We start from the raw sequence: 16863 nt of genomic DNA on the forward strand, positions 1-16863 counted from the left end.
GCGGTCGGCCTACAAGTCACTGTCACTCTCGTCCGCCCGGCCGACTGCGGGAACCCGCGGTGGCGGCCCGGGGGGATGCGGACACCGACTCGACGGGAAACGGATACCACCTGGTCACGGGTACGGACACGGCTCGGCCGAGCCCTCGCCGGACCGATCCCCCGGTGTACAGCCCGACTGCGAGCTCCCGGCGGTCGTGTCGGTCGACAGCGGATACGTCTCGCCCGTCCAGGGCCACTCCCGGGGGCTCGGTCCGGGCTTGGGCCACCCGGCCGACTTCTCGACCATGTTGCCGTCGATGTCACCGACGCCGGTGCCGCCGGGCGGGACGACCACCGTCACCGCCGTCCGCGACGTGAACGTCACCTTCGAGGCGCGGCCCAGCACCTCGGAGGCGCCGTCGCCGTCCAGGTCCAGCGTCGCGTTCCCCCCGTCGCGGACGTACTGCAGCGACGCGTCCCCAACTGCGGGCGTCTGCCGAGGCACCTCGACGGCGAAGCGGGCGTACTGGCCACGGACGGTCACCGACCAGACGTTCGTCGTCGCCACCCAGTTGCCCAGCGGCGGCGCCAGCGGCAGTCCGGCCGGGATCTGGCTGATCGATCGGTTGAGGCGCCTGGAGGCGACCGACGAGATCTCCGACCGCACCTGCCGCCGGACGCGGTCTTTGACGACCGCGGTCGCACCCGTCACCGCCGGACCCGAGACCTTTCCCCGTTTCGACTCCAGCGCGTCGTAGAGCGCGGTTCGCAGCCCCAGGCGCGCCCAGTCGCGCCGTCGCGTCGTCCACTCGTCGTCCGTCCGCCGGACCGCCGCGGCGACGACCGGCTCGACGACCGACCCGTTCGCCATCGCGAGCGCCCGCGCGTCGAGCGCCGCCCAGCGGTCGAGTCCCGCTTCGACGATGGCGTCCCGGTCGGTCGAATCGTTGCCGATGCCGGCGTCCGCCAGCGCCGTCGCCAGCTCCCCCTCGACGGCCTCGGCCGTGTCGTTCAGCTGCTTCCGCAGGCGGTCGCGGCGCTCCCTGACGGTGGCGTTCGGCCGGTGCTCCAGCGTCCGGTTGGCCGCCCGGAGCGCCCGCGCGGCCGTCGAGAGCCGCTGCTCGCGGCTCGTCCCGCCGGGGAGAAGCGCGTTCAACACCACGTCCGTCGCGTCGCCGTACGGAACGGCGAAGTAGTTGACGTTCCGGGCGGTCAGCGGGTGCGTGGCGTTGTCGACCGCCGCGACCTGCCCCGGCGTGACCTCCGCGAGCGTCAGGTACGGCGGCGCGCCGTCGACCGAGTATTCCAGATCGGGCCCGTCGCTTCCGCCCGGTCGTCCTCCGGCGGCCCCGCTCGACCCGCTCCCCGGCCCGGCGTCGCGCCCGTCGGCCCGCCGGGCGTCGTAGCCCGACCGGAGTTGCGACAGCGACGGCCCGCCGACGTCCCCGATGGCGCTCGCGAACGCGTTCCCGCGCTCGGCCCGCTCGTCGGCCCGCCGCTCCAGCCGTCCGATCACGAGCGAGAGGTACCGCCCGCGGACGGCCGCCCGGGCCTTCGCGGCGACGCTGTCGTAGGCGGGCGGCGCGTCCACGAGTTCGGCCCGCCGCGCGCTCAGGTTCGCCGCGAGCTTCGCCGCGGGCGTCGCCTCGCGGGTGCCCATCCGCCCGCGAGAGACCGAGACGGACGCCTCACTGACCGTGCGCCGCAACTCGATCAGGTCGCGGTAGATCCACTGCGATACCTCGGCGGGCCACTCGCCGTCGATCCGCGTCGCCTCCTCGAGAAGCCTCCCTCGGGCCGCGCGGCGAGCCAGGCCGTCGGGGCCGCCCGCGAGTTCGATCGCGTCGCGGACCTTCGGCGGTACGTCGGCGAGGTTCGGCCCGCGGAACCGGCCACTCCGCTCGTGGACGGACGGGATGGGGCGGTCAGGGGCGTGGGGCGTCGGCGCGTGGCGGCCGACGACGGCGACCCGCACCCGTTTGGTCTCCGTGCTCGTCCGCGTCGTCCGGTTGAACGACCCGTTGTGGTGCCACACGGCTTCTCGCTCGTGGCGCAGCCGCACGGTCCGGACGTACGTCTCCAGCCGGTGGTACCCCGGCGGGTCCGAGACCGCCGGGGCGCGGCTCGCGTTCGACACCGCCACCACGTCGGTGTCGGTCGACTCGACGCGGAACTGCCAGTCGTCGCCCGCGGGCGGGCCCGGCCGGTCGGGCGTCCCGCCGGCGACCCGTTCGGTCGCCGCGAGCGTCCGGACCCGGGCGCCGAACACCGAGTCGACCGTCCCGTTGATACCGTCGTCGCCGACGAACTCGCGGAACGCCCTGTCCGCGGAGAGGCCGACCGAGACGGTCACGGTCTCGTTGGGCGCCGGCGCGTCGGTCCCGCCGGCCGCGAGCCCCGGCGCGCCCGCGCCCTCCGTGGGTCCGCCGGCCGTACGGATCCCCTCCTGCAGGAGCGCGCTCGCTGCGGGGTCGTTCGGGCCGTGGGACGCGACGATTTCCCGGAGCCCGACGCGGGCGATGGCCTTTGTCATGGCCTGCCGGCCGTCGGGGTCGCTCGCGCCGAACGTCGACCGCTGGACGCCCAGCATCGCTCCGTTGGTCATCAGTTCGACGTGGCGGTTGGCGACGACGTTGTCGATGGGCGCGCCGCCGTACTGGGCGTAGCCACGTGCCCAGGCGACGGCGTAGAGCCGGGCGGTCAGCCGCTGGCCCAGCCCCGGCTTCGTGACCCCGTGTTTGAGCCGCTCCTGGTAGGTCTCGACGCGCTCGTGGACGGCCAGTACCGGCGTCGGGACGATCACCGTGAACGAGACCCGTTCGGTCCCGACGACCCGGCCGTTCCGCGTCGCTTCGACCGAGACGTTGGAAACCTCGGCGCGGAGCTCCGTTCCGTCGGGACCCGCTCGCTCGACGCCGACCCGGGCCATCGCTTCCTCCAGTGCGCCCGGGGTGGGTGTCGCGGCCAGCGACGCCGACGCCCGGACCCCCCGATGGGTGCGCGCGACGGTCCGCAGCCGCTCCCGTGCGGCGAGGTAGATCCGGAGCTTCAGCGCGTCCCGGAACGCCGTGTCGGGGTCGAGCAGTTCGCCCCAGCGGTTGTTCGTCGGCGCGACGACGGGGTCGCTGGCCGCTTCGACGCCGGCCTCGGCGACGGCCGTCCGGACCGCCGCGCGGGCGTCCGCGGTCGTCCGCTCGACGGCCAGGTCGACCGCCGGTTCGGGCGTCGGCTGCGGGCGGTCGACGGCGCCCGCGAACAGCGCGCTCGTCAGCACCAGCAGGACGCCGACGAGCGCGAACGGGACGCGCCCGCGCCGCCCGAGTTCGAACCCGCGCCGGCTCATCCGGACCACGTCCTGACGACGATGCGAACCTGATGGGCTCGCACCGCTTCGGCCGCGGCGTCCGGCGAGTCGTACTGTCGTCGCAGGTCGGCCGCCAGCCGCTTTGCCAGCCCGCTGGAGAGGCGTTTGTTCGCCTGATCGAGATGCCCTGGGGTGAGGAATTTGGCCGTGTCGACGCCGAGTGTGGCCGATGCACGCCGGTAGCGGTGTGCGACCAGCGCGCGGTCGGGTCCCTCGCTGTAGAGCGCGTCGCGCGTCTCGCCCGGCGGGAACAGGCCGGCGACGACCGCGTCTGCGAGCACGCCCGCGACGCCGTCGTACCCGTTCGCCCGCGCCGCTCGTTCGGCCGGTCCGGTGACGTTCGGCAGGCCGCTCGCGGCGGCGACCGTTGCGACCGACACGTCGGCGTCCCCCGGCGGCGCCTCACCGACCGTAAACGACGAACGCAGCGTCGCGTCCGGGTACGGGCGCCAGGTCACCGCGACCTGCGCCGTCGCCTCGCGGGTGTGCAGCACGCGCTCGGTCGCGTTCCGGGCACCGACCCGCAGGTCCCCATCGACTCCGGTGAGGGCGGTGCCGCCGAGTGACGGGTCGGCCAGCGCGGCCGCTGCGAGCAGTTCCGCGCGCGTCCCGGCGGCCGTCCGGTCGGAAGTGACGGTCACCGTGTCGTCGCCGTCCAGCAGCGCCGAGGACGGGACCCGGGCCGAACGCGTGTAGGTCACCTCGGTCGTGGCCGTCGCCAGCAGGTCCGCCGTCTCCTCGGCGACGCGGTCCCCGCCGGGGGGCCGCCGGTCACCGACCCCCGCGAGCGTCCCGACGGCGACGCCGACGAGCAGGACGAACAGCACCGTGTCGAGCGCCGTGCTCGACGCCCTCAGGTCCATACTCGCACCTCCAGCCGAGCGGGCGCGACTTCGCCCGGACCCGTGCGGACGCTCACGCGTCGGGAGGCCGTGTCGGCGGTCCCCGGCGCGACCGGCCCGGCCCGTTCCGTCCGCCCCCCGAAGTCGAGGGTGGCGTTGATCCGATACCCGTCCGGGCCGCGGTCGAGCGCGGCGGCGAGGCGGTCGGGCCGGGCGACGCCGCCGGCAGTCAGCGCACGTTCGACCCGGTCGGCGGCCGCCTGGGCGTGGTTCCGTTCGACGGGTCCCGGAAAGTTCGCCTCGAAGGCCCCGGCGTAGAGCGCGAGCGCCAGCGCGACGACCACGACCGCTACGACCGCCGCCAGCGGCTCGGTCTGGGCCTCACGCCCCCACGAGCGTCGCATTCGTGTCCCCCCAGGTCACCCGTCTGACGAGCAGCCGCTCCGGCGCGGACCGCCACGACGGCTCGGTCGTCCGCGAGCGGTCGAGCGTCCGTGCGAACGTCGCCTCGCTGCCGAACACGCGTTCCGGCGGGACCCCGCGGAGGACGCGGCGGAGCCGGTCGCCGTCGCCGCCGACCGCCGGGACGACCGGGCCGTAGGCCAGCGAGGCGTGGGTGTTGCCGCCCGGGCTGCGCAGCCCGACCCGGTGGGCGCCGATCCGGATCTCTCGGGCGTCGAGCGGGTGGCGGGCGGTCGCCTCGTGGGGACTGGCAGCGACGCTGTCGACGGTGCGGGCGAGCCCGGTCGCGTCGGGCGGCGGCGCGGTCGGGACTCGCAGCGCGAGCCCGAGTATCCCGGCGCTCACGATTGCGAGCCCGAGCCAGACGTGCGTCGATTCGACGGCGGTGTCGAACATGGGCCGGCCTGGTCGCCCGTTTCGATTTAAAGTTTCAGACCAGCCACCCGGTGCCGACGAGGCCGGCGACGAAGACGGCGCTGGCGAGGCAGAGCGCGCGGCCGACGCGGTAGCCGACCAGCGAGCGGTCGAGCCCGCGTTCCAGCCCGGTCGCGAGGACCGTCAGGATCGCGGCGAGGGCCATCACGTACGCGCCGACGGCGAGCCCGAGCGCGGCGGGCGAGACGGCGGCCGTCAGCGGGCCGTCCGTGCTCATCTGGTCGGCCAGCGTGATCGTCGCACCGCCGACGAGCGGGCCGAACACCGCCGCCGTGTTCGCGAGCGTCGACGTGACCCGCTCCAGGTCGCGGCGGATCGTCCGCTCGACGCCCTGCAGGTCGTCGAGGTGGTCGGCCATCGCGACGACCGCGGGCCCCGCGGGTCGGCCCTCCGAGGCAGCGACGGCGAGCAGTTCCGCCGTGCTCCGCGCGCGCTCGCTCGGCACCGTCGCGAGCGCGCCGTGCTCGCCGAGAAAGGACTCGCGGACGCCCGCGCGGACCTGGCGCTGCTGGCGGACGGCGTCGGCGAAGACCTCGCCGGTCACCGAGTCGAGCAGTTCGACCGCGTCGTCTAGCGCTGCCTCGACGGAGCGGCCCCGATCCACCTCGCGGCCCACGAGGTACAGCGCGTCGGGCAGCCCCGACTCGACGGCGGCGACGCGGTCGCGGACGGCGGTCATCGGCCGGTAGGCGACGACGAGTCCGATACCGAGGCCGGCCGCAGGTGCCGTGACCAGGGCCGCCCACGGCGCCGCGACCCGGGTGACGACGAGCCAGGCGCCCGCACCTGCCGTCGCGCCGGCGACCGCGGCGGGCCACCGGCTGTCGGGCACGTCGGGGTGCGACCGGGAGACGGGCGCGGGCGGGAACGCGACGGGACGGCGGGCGAGCAGCCAGCCACTGGCGACCACCAGTGCGGCGGGCAACAGCAGGTCGTAGCCGACGACGACCGCCGCCAGCGGGACCTCCAGGCCGACGGTACCGGCCGTCGGGAGCAGGGCCACGAGCGCCAGCGGGAGGAGGACGCCGAACGCGTACAGCGCGGTCGCCGGCCCCTGGACCCCGGCGGCGAACTCGGCCATCGCCTCCCGGGTCCCCTCCAGCGTCACGTCGAGCGCGCCGTCCAGCGCCCGCTCGCGCTCCTCCGGCTGTGCCGAGCCCGCCGACTCGACGAGCGTGAGCGCGCGCCGGAGGGCGGGGAACCACTCGGCCCACTCGTCGGCGAACGCCGACAGCCCCGACCGGCCGGTCCCGCGCGCTCGGCGGACGTGCGCCGACAGGCTCCGCGCCAGCGGCCCGTCGCTCGTCTCGGCCGCGAAGGCCGCCGCCGTCTCGGGCGTCGGCGCCAGCCGCATCCGCAGGACCGCGCTGGAGACGAGTTCCGGCGCGGTCCCGAGCGCGCGGGTCCGCCGGGCGGTCGCCAGCCCGCGGGGCAGGTACCGCGCGGCGGCCGCGACGGCGAGCCCGACCAGCAGCCCGACAGCGACGGCGACTGACGGCGCTCCCAGGAGCAGAGTGAGCGGGACCGCGACCGCGACGGCAACGACGATGCCGGCGCCGTCGCCGGCTCGAAGAATCGTCTCGCCGTCGAGGTCCCAGCCGAGGAAGTCGACGGCGCGCCCGAGTTGCGGGTCTGCCCCCGGGTCCCACGGGGGGACCGCCGCAAGCGTCTCGACGGCCGCGACGAGGCGGCCGTCGCCGTCGCGGGTCGGGGCCGTCCCGCCCGCCGGCAGTTTCGGCCGCCGTCCGTCCGCACCGTCGGTGGCCGCCATCACGGACGCTCCCGGTCGACCCGCTCTCGTTCGACCCGCGCCCGTTCGACCATCTCGGGGTCGGTCCGACCCGTCTCGGCGAGGCGGTCGAGCCACTCGGTCCGGGCTGACAACTCGTCCCGCAGGTCGGCGTAGCTCTCCTCGGGTCGCGTCAGCGCGGCGACCAGCCGGCTGTTGCCCCGCTCGATCCGGTCGGTCGATTCCAGGCCGTCGCCGTCGCGCTCGTAGAGCGGGACGAACTCGACTGCCGGCCCGCCGTCGGGGCCTCCCTCTCCGCCAGCGTCCGTGCCGCCACCGCCGGTCCGCTCGACCTCCTCGATGGCGCGGACGCGGCGCTGGGTCCCGTCGGCGCCGTCGACGGCCTCGAGCGTGACCAGCAGGTCGGTCGCCGCGAAGGAACTCTCGGGGACGCCCAGGTCGGCGACGACCCGCTCGCGGACGGCGGCGCCGCCGTCGCCGTGGATCGTTCCGAGAACCGCGCCGTCGTTCGCGCCGACGCGCATCGCCTCGTACAGCGTCCCGGCCTCCTCGCCGCGGATCTCCCCGACCACCAGCGCGCCGCTACCGAGCCTGAGCGCGGTCCGGAGCGCCTCGGTCGGTGAGGTCCCGCTCTCGTCGAGCGAGCTGCGGAGCGCCTGCACGTCGCGGCCCCGGGACTGGAGCGCCTCCACGGGGAGTTCGGGCGTGTCCTCGATGACGACGCTGCGGGTCGCCGTCGGGATCTCCCACAGTAGCGCGCCCAGGCAGGTCGTCTTCCCGGCGCCGCGCGGGCCGGCGACGAGGCCGGCCGCGCCGCGCTCGACGGCGACCGAGAGCAGGGCGGCGGCGTCGGCGGACATCGTCCCGTTCGCGACCAGCGCGGGGAGCGTCCAGGCCTCCCGGTCGCCGGCCCGGAAGGCGAACGCGACGCCGTCGCTGACGGGGTCGGTCACCGCGGCCACGCGCACCCGGCGGTCGCCGGTCGCGACAGCGGCGTCCAGCGTCGGGTCCGCGCCCGAGAACGCCCGTCCGCTCTCGCGGCGGAACCGCGAGGCCAGCGCCGCGGCGCCCGCCTCGGTGAGCCGGACGTTCGTCCGCATCGCCTCGCCGTCGACGCGGACCCGCAGGGGCGTCGTTGCGACCGGCGCCGTCGCGAACACGTCCGAGACCCGCGGGTCCGCGAAGAGATCCGCGACCACGCCGTAGCCGCGGGCGTGCTTGCGGAGGACGGCCGCGATGTCCTCGACCGGGTCGTCCGGGTCGGCGACCGCCCGGACGGCCCGGCCCGGCGCCCGCTCGGCGCCCGCGACCTCGCCGCCGGCCAGCCGCTCGTAGGCCGCCGAGAGCGTCGCCGTCGTCGCCTCGTCGAACCGCGCCTCGACGGGTTCGAGGTGGTAGGTCGCGAGCGCGTCGGTCGGTCGCTCGTAGACTCGCGCGACGCCGCCGCCGTCGAGTTCCCGTCGGTCGCGCAGTCGCGCGTCGCCCGGCGGCCGCGCGGCGACCCTGGAGCGGCTGACCGTCGGCCCGACGAACGGCCGGAGCGCGTCCTCGTACCCCTCCACGCCGGCCGCGCCCTCGGCCAGCCCCGTCTCGCCTGCGATTCGCTCGACCGGACCCGCGCGGCCCGTCGCCTCCCGCGCGGCGGCGAGCGGGTCCCGTAGCGCCAGGTCGGCGAGTCGCTCGTCGCGGAAGGCGACGGCGTCGGCGAACCGGCCGGCCGCCGTCAGCAGCGCCGCGGCGTCACCCTCGTAGGCCCGGACCGCCCCGTCGGCCCGGGTTTCGACGGCCTCGGCATCTCGTTCGGTCAGCGCCCCGACGACCGTCTCGCGGCAGTCGGGCGCCGACGCCAGCCGGCCGCCGCCGGGGCAGTCGCTCGCGTCGACGACCAGCCGGTCGCCCTCGAACGCCGGGCTGCACGCGCAGGCCTCCCCGTCGTCGCTCCCGCGGAGTCGCGACAGCAGTGCGTCCATGGCCGCCGGTGGTCGCGCTCCCACACTTCAACTTTCGCGCCCGACGTGACCTCGTGTTCAGTACAGAACAGCTATCGAACAAACCAGATGGCGCGCGCTGTCGCGAGTCTCGTCTCGCGACAGCACTGCGCGAGGGATGAGCGGAGGAACGAAGTGACGGAGCGAATCGGCTGGGGAGGTTCGTGGCCCGCTGCGGTTGCTGTGCGTGGCGGTTGCGGTCCTGGTGGACTGAAAGGGCGAGGCGCGCTCGCGTTTATGTAGTCGCCTGAGCGACCTCTATCCGCGCGGGCCGTGCGGAGAGCGCGGATATGTCGCTCAGCGACCGCGAGCGGGCCGAGGGCTTTCATCGCTCGCTGTCGAGAACGATCACATCCATCTCACTTCCTTCCACACGAGATCGACCAGAAATCACGACTCAACTCGCACAGGTGGTCGAAAGCCGAAGCCGACGCGTCCGACATCGAGCGCCGGTAGCCTACCCGGCCACTTCGTCCAGATCGAGTTCGGGGGTCGTCCAGATGACGAACTCGCCGTCGCGGTCGACGACGCCGTTGATGTGGTCCTGGTCGACCGGGGAGTCGTTGACCTCGTCCTCGGTGATCGGCGTCACCTGGTTCACGTCGTCGACGACCCAGCCGACGGCGCCCTGGTCGTCGAACGCCTCCGGGTCGAAGACGACGATGAGGTCCTTGCTCCCCGCCCGGTCGATGTCCAGCAGCACCTTCGGGTCGAGGATGGTCGTGATCTGCCCGCGCAGGTCGACGACGCCCTCGACGCAGTCGGGGGTGTTCGGGACCCGCGTCACCGTCTCGCGCTTGACGATCTCCTCGACGTACTCGATGTCGAGACAGTACTGCTCGTCGCCCAGCGCGAACTCCAGCACGCGGGTCTGCTCGCCGGTGTCGGCCTCCGCGGCCGCGGCCCGGCCCGCGGCACCGATACCCATCTCGGCCGCCTCGGGCTCGCCCTCGCCGTCACCCGCTTCCGACTCCGCCGACTCCAGGCCGGCCTGGCGGGCCATCTCCTCGACGTCCACGTCCACGTCGCCCACGTCGGCGCCGGGGATGTGCATGGTACCGTCGCCCTCGTCGGCCGACCCGCCGGTCCCGCCGACCACGTCCTCGTTCACTTCCAGGTTCGCGACGGCCTCGGCGGCCTCCTCGGCCGACGGTCCGGCCCCGGTTTCGGTCGACCCGTCGCCCGTCGCGGACCCGGACTGCTCGTCGTCGGCTGCGGACTCGGCCAGGTGGTCGTCCGCCGGGTCCTCCTCGACCCCGGCGTCCTCCTCGACCTCGGCGTCCTCCTCGGTATCTGCCGGTGGCTCGTCTCGCCCGGTGTCCGTCGGTGTGTCGCCGGATCCGTCGACCGGGGAGTCGTCGGAGTCGTCGGACTCGTCCGGTTCCTCGGCCTCGGTCGTGTCGTCCTGTGCCTCGTCGTCCGGCCGGGAGCCCTCGCGCATCTCGCGGATGCGGCGAGCCCGGTCCATGCGTTCGTCGTCGGTCATGCTGGTGCCTCCGCGTAGCCGAACTGCCGGTCGAGATCCGCCGCGATGTCGAGGAACACGTCGGCCATGTCGACCGTCGGGTCGTAGGCGAAGATGGACTCGCCCGCCGAGAACGCACGCTGGAGCGCCACGCGCTTGCGGACCTCCCAGACTGGGTCGTCCGCGAAGACCGCCTCGAACCACTCCAGCATCGCCTCGTCCTCGCCGGTGGTCTCGACGCGGTTAGCGACCACGCCCAGGGTATCGACCGTGATGTCCGTCTGCCTCTCCAGCGCGGTCATCTGGTCGACGAGCAACTCAATGGCCCGCTCGGAGGTCGCCTCCGTCAGCGCCGGGACGAGGATATTTTGAGTCGCGTAGATGCCGGTGTCGGTCAGCTTGCCGTAGAACGGCGGCGAGTCGACGACCACGTAGTCGTAGTCGTCCTCGACGTGCCCGAGCGCGTCGTCGAGCGTATCCAGCGCGTGGCCGCCCGAGACGGTGTCGGTCGTGACGTTGACCGCCAGCGCCGACAGCGCATCCGGGTCGATGTCCACGTCGCCGTCAGTCGCGCGGGCCACCAGGTCCGCGATAGTCAGCTCGCGCTCGGCCTGGAGCATGTCGATGTTGCTCGGGACCACGTCCATCTCGGGGTGCTCGACGACGAGGTCGGCCAGCCGGTCGCGCTGGCCGCCGTCGGTCAGCACGTCGAACAGCGTCGGCGGCGCCGCGTCGTACTCGTCGAGCAGTCCCAGGCCCTCGGTCGCGTTGCCCTGCGGGTCCAGGTCGACGAACAGCACGTCCCGGCCGCGCTCGGAGAGCGCCCCCGCGACGTTGATCGCGACGGTCGTCTTGCCGGTCCCGCCCTTCGCGTTGGTCACGCAGATGCGCGCCGGTCCGGTGCTTGTCGCCACGTTGCCCCGGAGTCGACGCTACCGCCTCAAAAAGGTACGCGCCGGGCTATCAAACGTTGAAATCGGCGGACGGGGACCGGCCGGCGGGGAGTCGACGACCGGCGACCGCCCGCTGATCGCGCGCCCGAACCGGCCCGCGAACGACCGAACGCGGCCGAGACGCCGTCAGACGGGCGTCCGACCGTGTGGAAGATTTATCAGGACGGGGCGGGATAGAGTCGGTATCGATGACGATCAACCCCCGGGACTACGACCTGAACGAGCTGCGCGAGATGGCGCGCAAGCGCGACGACCTCGACGACCCGCGGTCGGGCGACGACCGCCCCGACGATCCACGGCCCGACGACCCGGGCGAGGAGTGGGCGCCGCTCGACGAGGTCGGCGACGCGAGCATGTCCGCCGGTGACTCCTTCCGCGCGGGGCTGTACCGCGAGTTGCTCCCGCTGGTCGGCGGCTCCGAGGACCTCGAAAAGCCGTACCTGCGGTCGGTGCCCGACACCTACGCCGCGGAGTTCGTCGTCTTCGAGTGGCTGGAGTTCCTGCTGATGCACGCCGGCTACAAGGGCGCGGCCGACGCCCTCGGGTACTACGAGTCCATCGACTGGATCACCGAGGACGTGGCCGGCCAGCTCAACGACTACCTCCTGGGGATCGACGAGAGCGGGTCGAACGAGGGCAACGACCTCGACGTGGACGACCACCTGCTCAGCCTCGTCTACGTCGCGAAGCTCACCGGGATGCAGTAAGGACGGCGAACCGCGCGCACGAACCGCAGCCGGGCCGGTCGCGGGGGTGACCGGCGCTACAGTTTTCCGTCGATGTCGTCGGCGAGGTGGCTCCGCAACAGCTCCAGCAGGACCGTCGCGATGCCCGTGTCGGCGCTCCAGATGGCTGTCTCCTTGCGGACGCCCGGCAGTTCCTCGCCGCCGAGCACGCTGAGCAGGACGGTGTGGCCGTCGACGGCGAGCAGCCGCCCGGCCGCGTCGTCGGTCGGGTCGTCGGGGAACGGCGCCAGCGTCACCGCGGAGTCGCCGAACGCCTCGACGAGGTCGGGGTCGTCGGCGTGGGCGCTGCAGACCCACACGTCGATCTCCGCGGCCCGCTCGCGCAGGGCCGCCGCGACCTCGTCGTCGAGCAGATCGATCCCGCCGGCGTAGAGGACGCTCTCCTCGGCGTCGGCGACGATCTGTCGGATCCGCGAGGAGACGTTGTCGCGGCCGTGGACCGTCCAGACGCCTTCCTGGTGTTCGTCCCTGTGGTCGGCGCCCCGTCGGACTTCTTCGAGGTACTCGAAGGCCCGATCCTGCTCGCGCTCGAAGCGCTCGGCGAGCGTCTCGCGGGCCTCGTCGAGCGGGACGGCGCGGTACTGGATCGGGTTGGACTGCTGGACCTCGACCAGACCGCGCTCCTCCAGGTTCTCGGCGGCGCCGTACACCTGCGAGCGTGGCACGTCGGTCATCCGGTCCACGTCGCGGGCCGTGCCGGTGCCGAGGCGTTCGAGCGCGACGAACACCCCCGCCTCGTACTTCGAGAGGCCGAGCCGCTGGAGCGCCTCGACCGCCTCGGCTTCCCCGTCGTCAGTCATCGTCCCCCTCGCTCGGCCGCTCGTCCGCGCGCGGGTCGGCCTGTGAGCCGCCGGGAGATTCCCCCCCGTCCGTCCCGTCGGCGGTCGATCCGTCGCTCGGTTCGTCGCTCGCGCGTTCGTCCAGCCACGCGTGGGCGACGCGCTCGAACGCCTCGGGCGAGAGCCGCCCGGCAGCGAGGTGGCGGCCCGCGTCGGACAGATCGCGCTCGTCGACGCCGTCCCCGGCGAGGATGGCGCCGGCCACGTCGGTCGTGGCCGGAACGAGGTCCGGGCCGGCCACCGGGACGACGTGGTCCGGCAGGAGCAACTCGCCGTCGAAGGCGACGGCGTCGCCGTCGGCCAGCCCCTCGGGGACCGCGAGCGTGTACTCGACTTCCGCGCGCTCGCCGTCCTCGGCGTCGCCGTCGAACGCCCAGACCGCGTACACCCGACCGTCGGCCGCGACGCGCTCGATGGGCTCGGGGGAGACGCTGTCGAGCGAGACGCGCCCGACCGACGGCGCCTCGCGGAGGACGACCCGGCCCGAGGCCGACGGGAGCGTGACCGTCACGCGCGCGGTCCCGCCGGGGTAGACCCGCCCCGGTTCCACGGAGCGGGTCGCGTACGGCACCGCGTCGCCGTTCGTCCGCGCCTCGGCCGTCGGGGTCACAGCGGCCCCGGCCACAGCATCCGACGGGCTGGCCGTACCGGCGCCCGCCGCCGAATCGGCGCTCGCTGCGACGCCGTCGCCGGCTCCCGCCGGGGCGTCGGCCGCCGGGGACTCGCCGTTCGCACCGCCGGACAGGGGATCGGCGGTCGACGCGTCGCCGTCCGGTCCCTCGTCGTCGGCCCCGTCGGGGGCGAAGTCGTCCGGTCCGAGGTGCCTGGTCCAGACCGCCAGCAGGCTCGGCAGGACGAACACGCTCGCGAGGAACGCGTAGACGATGGTCAGGCCGGTGATGAAGCCGAACTGCTGGAGCGGCGGCAGGATGGCGAAGACGAGCACGCCGAAGCCGCCGACGGTCGTCGCCGCCGACCCCAGCAGCGCGCCGCCGGTCCCCGTCACGGCGGTGTGCATCGCCTCGCTACCGGACTCCTGGCGGTCGAGTTCGAGGCTGAACCGCTCGCTCAGGTGGATGCTGTAGGCCACCCCGAGCCCGATGGTCAGGCTCGTGATCATCCCCGTCAACACGTTGAAGGGGATCTCCAGCAGGTACATCGTCCCGAGGATCCACGAGACGTTGAACACGACCGGCAGTAGCGTCACCAGCCCCAGGGTCGCCGACCCCTCCGCGAGGCGGTAGACGACCATCAGGAAGACGAACGAGACGACCAGGGTGATGATCAAACTCTCGACGACCGTGGTGAGCAGGTCGGACTGGACGATCTCGTTGACGATCGGCCGGCCGGTGGCGGTGACGGTCACGTCGCCGCCGGAGACGGCCGACTCGACGGCGTCCATCTGGGTCGTGACCGCCGACCCCGAGGCGCCGCCCCGTAGCGACGCCGTCAGCAGTAGCGCCTCGTACTCGCCGTCCTCGCGCTCGACGTACTGTCGGGCCTGGTCGGGCGCCGTCTCGTAGAGCGCGTCGAACACGCCCGCGACGTTGCGGTCGGGCACGCCGTCGCCGTCGGTGTCGCTCGCGGTCAGCGTCGCGTTGAACGTCTCGTTGGTTTCCGCGACCGACCGCATCACCGTCAGCGGGCTGCGCACGTCGGCCTCGCCGTTCGAGAGCTCGACGGTCACGCCCTTCTCGGCGGCGAGTTCGCTCGTCCTGTTCACCCGCTGGAGGGCGTCGGCGGTCGCCACGTCGCCCTCGAAGAGGAACTCCGCCGTGGCGTCCTCCCGCAGGAAGTTCTCGTTGACGTACTCGAAGGTCGCCCGCATCGTGTACTCGCCCGGCTGCATCTCCTCGGGCAGGTTGTCCATCCACTCGGGCGGCTCCTCCGCGATGAAGTCCTTCTGCGCGAAGGAGGTGTCGACGTTCGTAGCGCCGTACGCGCCGCCCGCACTGATCAGCAGCGTGACGAGGATGACCGCCCACGGCGCGCGGTCGGCGGCGGTCGCACCGGCTTCGAGCAGGCGGCCGAACGCGCCGCCGCCGGTGCCGAACGCCCGCTTGCGCCGGTCGAAGCCCCGACTTTCGAGGAAGGCGTCGACCTCGACCTTGATCGCGGGGATCACCGCGCCGAAGACGACGAGCGCGCCGACGATGCCGACGGCGCTGACGACGCCGAACTCCCGGATCGGGCCGACGGGGCTCGTGAGGTTCGAGAGGAAGCCGATGACCGTCGTCGCGGTCACCAGCACCAGCGCCGTGCCGACGCCGGCCAGCGCCGTCCGCATCGAGCCCGCGACCGCCGCGGGACCACCGTTGTCGCCCTCCGTGCCGCGCGCCTCCCGGTGGCGCATGAACACGTGGATCGCGTAGTCGATGGAGAGCCCGATCAGCAGGACCGGGATGGCGACGAACAGCTGGTTGAAGGCGACGCCCATCCAGCCCATGTAGCCGAAGGTCAGGAGGAGGGTGAGCGCCAGCCCGAAGACGCCCAGCAGGATATCCAGGGGGTCCCGGTAGGCGACCGTCAGCACCACGAGGACGAACAGGACCGCGAACGGTCCGACGACCGTCAGGCTGTCCTGCATCGACCGGTTGGTCTCGTCGGCGATGATGCCCGCGCCGAAGACCATCGCCTCGGCGCTCAGCTCCCCGCGGGCGAGCTCCTGGATCGCCGTCTGGGAGTCCTGGATGCGCGCGCTCGCCGACCCCTGGGCGACCTCGGACTCGGTCGTCTGCGTGACGACGATCATCGTCGCCGACGCGCTCGTCGACCCGGGGTCGTAGCTCGTCGGCATCAGCGCGAACGCCTGACTCCCGCTGCCCTCGCTCAGCACCCGCTCGACGGCTCCCTCGACCGCGGAGGCGTTCATCGACTCCAGCCGGTCGATCTGGTCGGCCAGCGGCGGCGTCGACCCGTTCTCGACGGCCGCCTGGAGGGCGGCCCGGTCGTCCTGCAGCGCCGCGGCCCGCTCCTGCAACGCGCGGGCATCCGGCGCGAGCACGCGCTCGATCCCGGCGTACACCTCGCCGAACTGCCGCTGGACCTCGCCGGCGCGCTGGCGGTAGGTCGACTCGTTGATCTCCCCCCGCGCGTAGGAGGCGTTCAGCGATGCCAGCTGCGACTGGAGCGCCCGCGTCTGCGAGGCTAGGCCCGCGAACGTCTCGCTCTGGTTCGTCGACAGCCCCGCGGTCGCGTCGGTCCGGACGGCCGTCAGGTTCCGTTCGATCGCGGCCGACCGCTGGCGGTAGGTCGCGTTGTCGATCTGTCCCCGCGCGTACGAGCGGTTGAGTTCGACGTACGTCTGCTGAAGTCCCCGCGTCCGGTTCAGGGCGTCGCTCAGCCGCGCGCCAGTCTCGTTGAGCCGCTGGCGCTCGGCCTGTAGCGCGCGGCCGCGCTCGGTGAGGTTCGCGACTCGCTCCTCCCGGATCGCGGCGGTCGCGACGACGTTGGCGATCCCCGCCGGCGGCTGTGAGGCGTCGAGCGTCCGGTTTATCGAGTCGTCCTCGCGGAGCGCGCGCTCGAAGCGCAACTGGTCGAGCAGCGAGTCCCTGTCGAGGACGTTGTCCTCCCGGACGATCACCTGGACCGTCGTGGTGTTCCCGCCGGTCCCGAAGTTCGAGTCGACGTACTCCAGCTTCTCGGCCTCCGTCGAGTCCGTCTCGAACTGCGACAGCGACGCCGAGTCCTCGACCTGCGCCGCGCCGGCGCCGACCGCGCCGATCACGACGAGCAACGCCACGACCACCAGCCGCCGGTGGCTGACGATGGCGTCCGCCACGTCGTCCATCCCGACCATCAGCGATCCCTCCGTCGACCGATAGCGATGTGTTCTCTCATCACGACAACCTTGTTGTTAGTATTCTACTAACGGCCTGCCTTAAGCGTACCGAAGCGACCGCCGGGTGAACGGCGGCAGGTGCGGTCGACACCGCCGGCTAAAGCAGTCGGTGCAGTCGGTGCAGTCGGCGCGCTCGCTGTCCCCTAATTTCCGGCCCGACGGGACCTAATTTCCGCGGGGTTCGACGTTCGCAGAAA

11 protein-coding genes are annotated in these 16863 nt (G+C 73.4%); 1 reads left to right on the forward strand and 10 read right to left on the reverse strand.

Translation table 11 applies throughout. The features are described from left to right. Nucleotides 1–114: 114 nt before the first annotated feature. From ACMGFI_RS11160 to ACMGFI_RS11195, 8 genes are all read right to left on the reverse strand, one after another. On the reverse strand, nucleotides 115–3324 hold the full coding sequence (locus ACMGFI_RS11160) for a DUF7286 family protein (protein ID WP_436909671.1): 3210 nt from the start codon (nucleotides 3322–3324) through the stop codon (nucleotides 115–117). Further along, nucleotides 3321–4208: a DUF7284 family protein gene (locus ACMGFI_RS11165; protein WP_436909673.1), complete on the reverse strand. Its 888-nt coding sequence runs from the start codon at nucleotides 4206–4208 to the stop codon at nucleotides 3321–3323. The genes ACMGFI_RS11160 and ACMGFI_RS11165 overlap by 4 nt, the downstream gene beginning before the upstream one ends. Then, nucleotides 4199–4591: a DUF7285 family protein gene (locus ACMGFI_RS11170; RefSeq protein WP_436909674.1), complete on the reverse strand. Its 393-nt coding sequence runs from the start codon at nucleotides 4589–4591 to the stop codon at nucleotides 4199–4201. Before ACMGFI_RS11170 ends, ACMGFI_RS11165 begins: the two co-directional genes overlap by 10 nt. Further along, entirely contained in the window at nucleotides 4569–5045 is a 477-nt protein-coding gene (locus ACMGFI_RS11175) for a DUF7283 family protein (protein ID WP_436909675.1), read from the reverse strand. The genes ACMGFI_RS11170 and ACMGFI_RS11175 overlap by 23 nt, the downstream gene beginning before the upstream one ends. 34 nt (nucleotides 5046–5079) lie before the next feature. Then, entirely contained in the window at nucleotides 5080–6855 is a 1776-nt protein-coding gene (locus ACMGFI_RS11180) for a type II secretion system F family protein (protein ID WP_436909676.1), read from the reverse strand. Then, entirely contained in the window at nucleotides 6855–8804 is a 1950-nt protein-coding gene (locus ACMGFI_RS11185; protein WP_436909678.1) for an ATPase, T2SS/T4P/T4SS family, read from the reverse strand. Before ACMGFI_RS11185 ends, ACMGFI_RS11180 begins: the two co-directional genes overlap by 1 nt. 475 nt (nucleotides 8805–9279) lie before the next feature. Further along, nucleotides 9280–10308, reverse strand: a complete 1029-nt coding sequence (locus ACMGFI_RS11190; RefSeq protein WP_436909680.1) for a chemotaxis protein CheW — start codon at nucleotides 10306–10308, stop codon at nucleotides 9280–9282. Then, nucleotides 10305–11201 carry a ParA family protein gene (locus ACMGFI_RS11195; RefSeq protein ID WP_436909681.1) on the reverse strand — a complete coding sequence of 299 codons (897 nt, stop codon included), beginning with the start codon at nucleotides 11199–11201 and terminating at the stop codon, nucleotides 10305–10307. Before ACMGFI_RS11195 ends, ACMGFI_RS11190 begins: the two co-directional genes overlap by 4 nt. 227 nt (nucleotides 11202–11428) lie before the next feature. On the opposite strand from ACMGFI_RS11195, the gene ACMGFI_RS11200 reads away from it, so the two are divergent. Next, nucleotides 11429–11947: a FlaD/FlaE family flagellar protein gene (locus tag ACMGFI_RS11200; RefSeq protein WP_436909683.1), complete on the forward strand. Its 519-nt coding sequence runs from the start codon at nucleotides 11429–11431 to the stop codon at nucleotides 11945–11947. A gap of 56 nt (nucleotides 11948–12003) precedes the next feature. Here the strand turns inward: ACMGFI_RS11200 and ACMGFI_RS11205 are convergent, their stop codons facing one another. Both ACMGFI_RS11205 and ACMGFI_RS11210 read right to left on the reverse strand, forming a co-directional pair. Beyond that, entirely contained in the window at nucleotides 12004–12786 is a 783-nt protein-coding gene (locus tag ACMGFI_RS11205; protein ID WP_436909684.1) for a TrmB family transcriptional regulator, read from the reverse strand. Then, a complete protein-coding gene (locus ACMGFI_RS11210; protein WP_436909686.1) occupies nucleotides 12779–16624 on the reverse strand; it encodes an MMPL family transporter in 3846 nt (1281 codons plus the stop codon). Before ACMGFI_RS11210 ends, ACMGFI_RS11205 begins: the two co-directional genes overlap by 8 nt. Nucleotides 16625–16863: the final 239 nt, after the last annotated feature.

The sequence above is a fragment of the Halosimplex marinum genome, from assembly GCF_051414075.1.
GTDB classification, from domain to species: domain Archaea; phylum Halobacteriota; class Halobacteria; order Halobacteriales; family Haloarculaceae; genus Halosimplex; species Halosimplex marinum.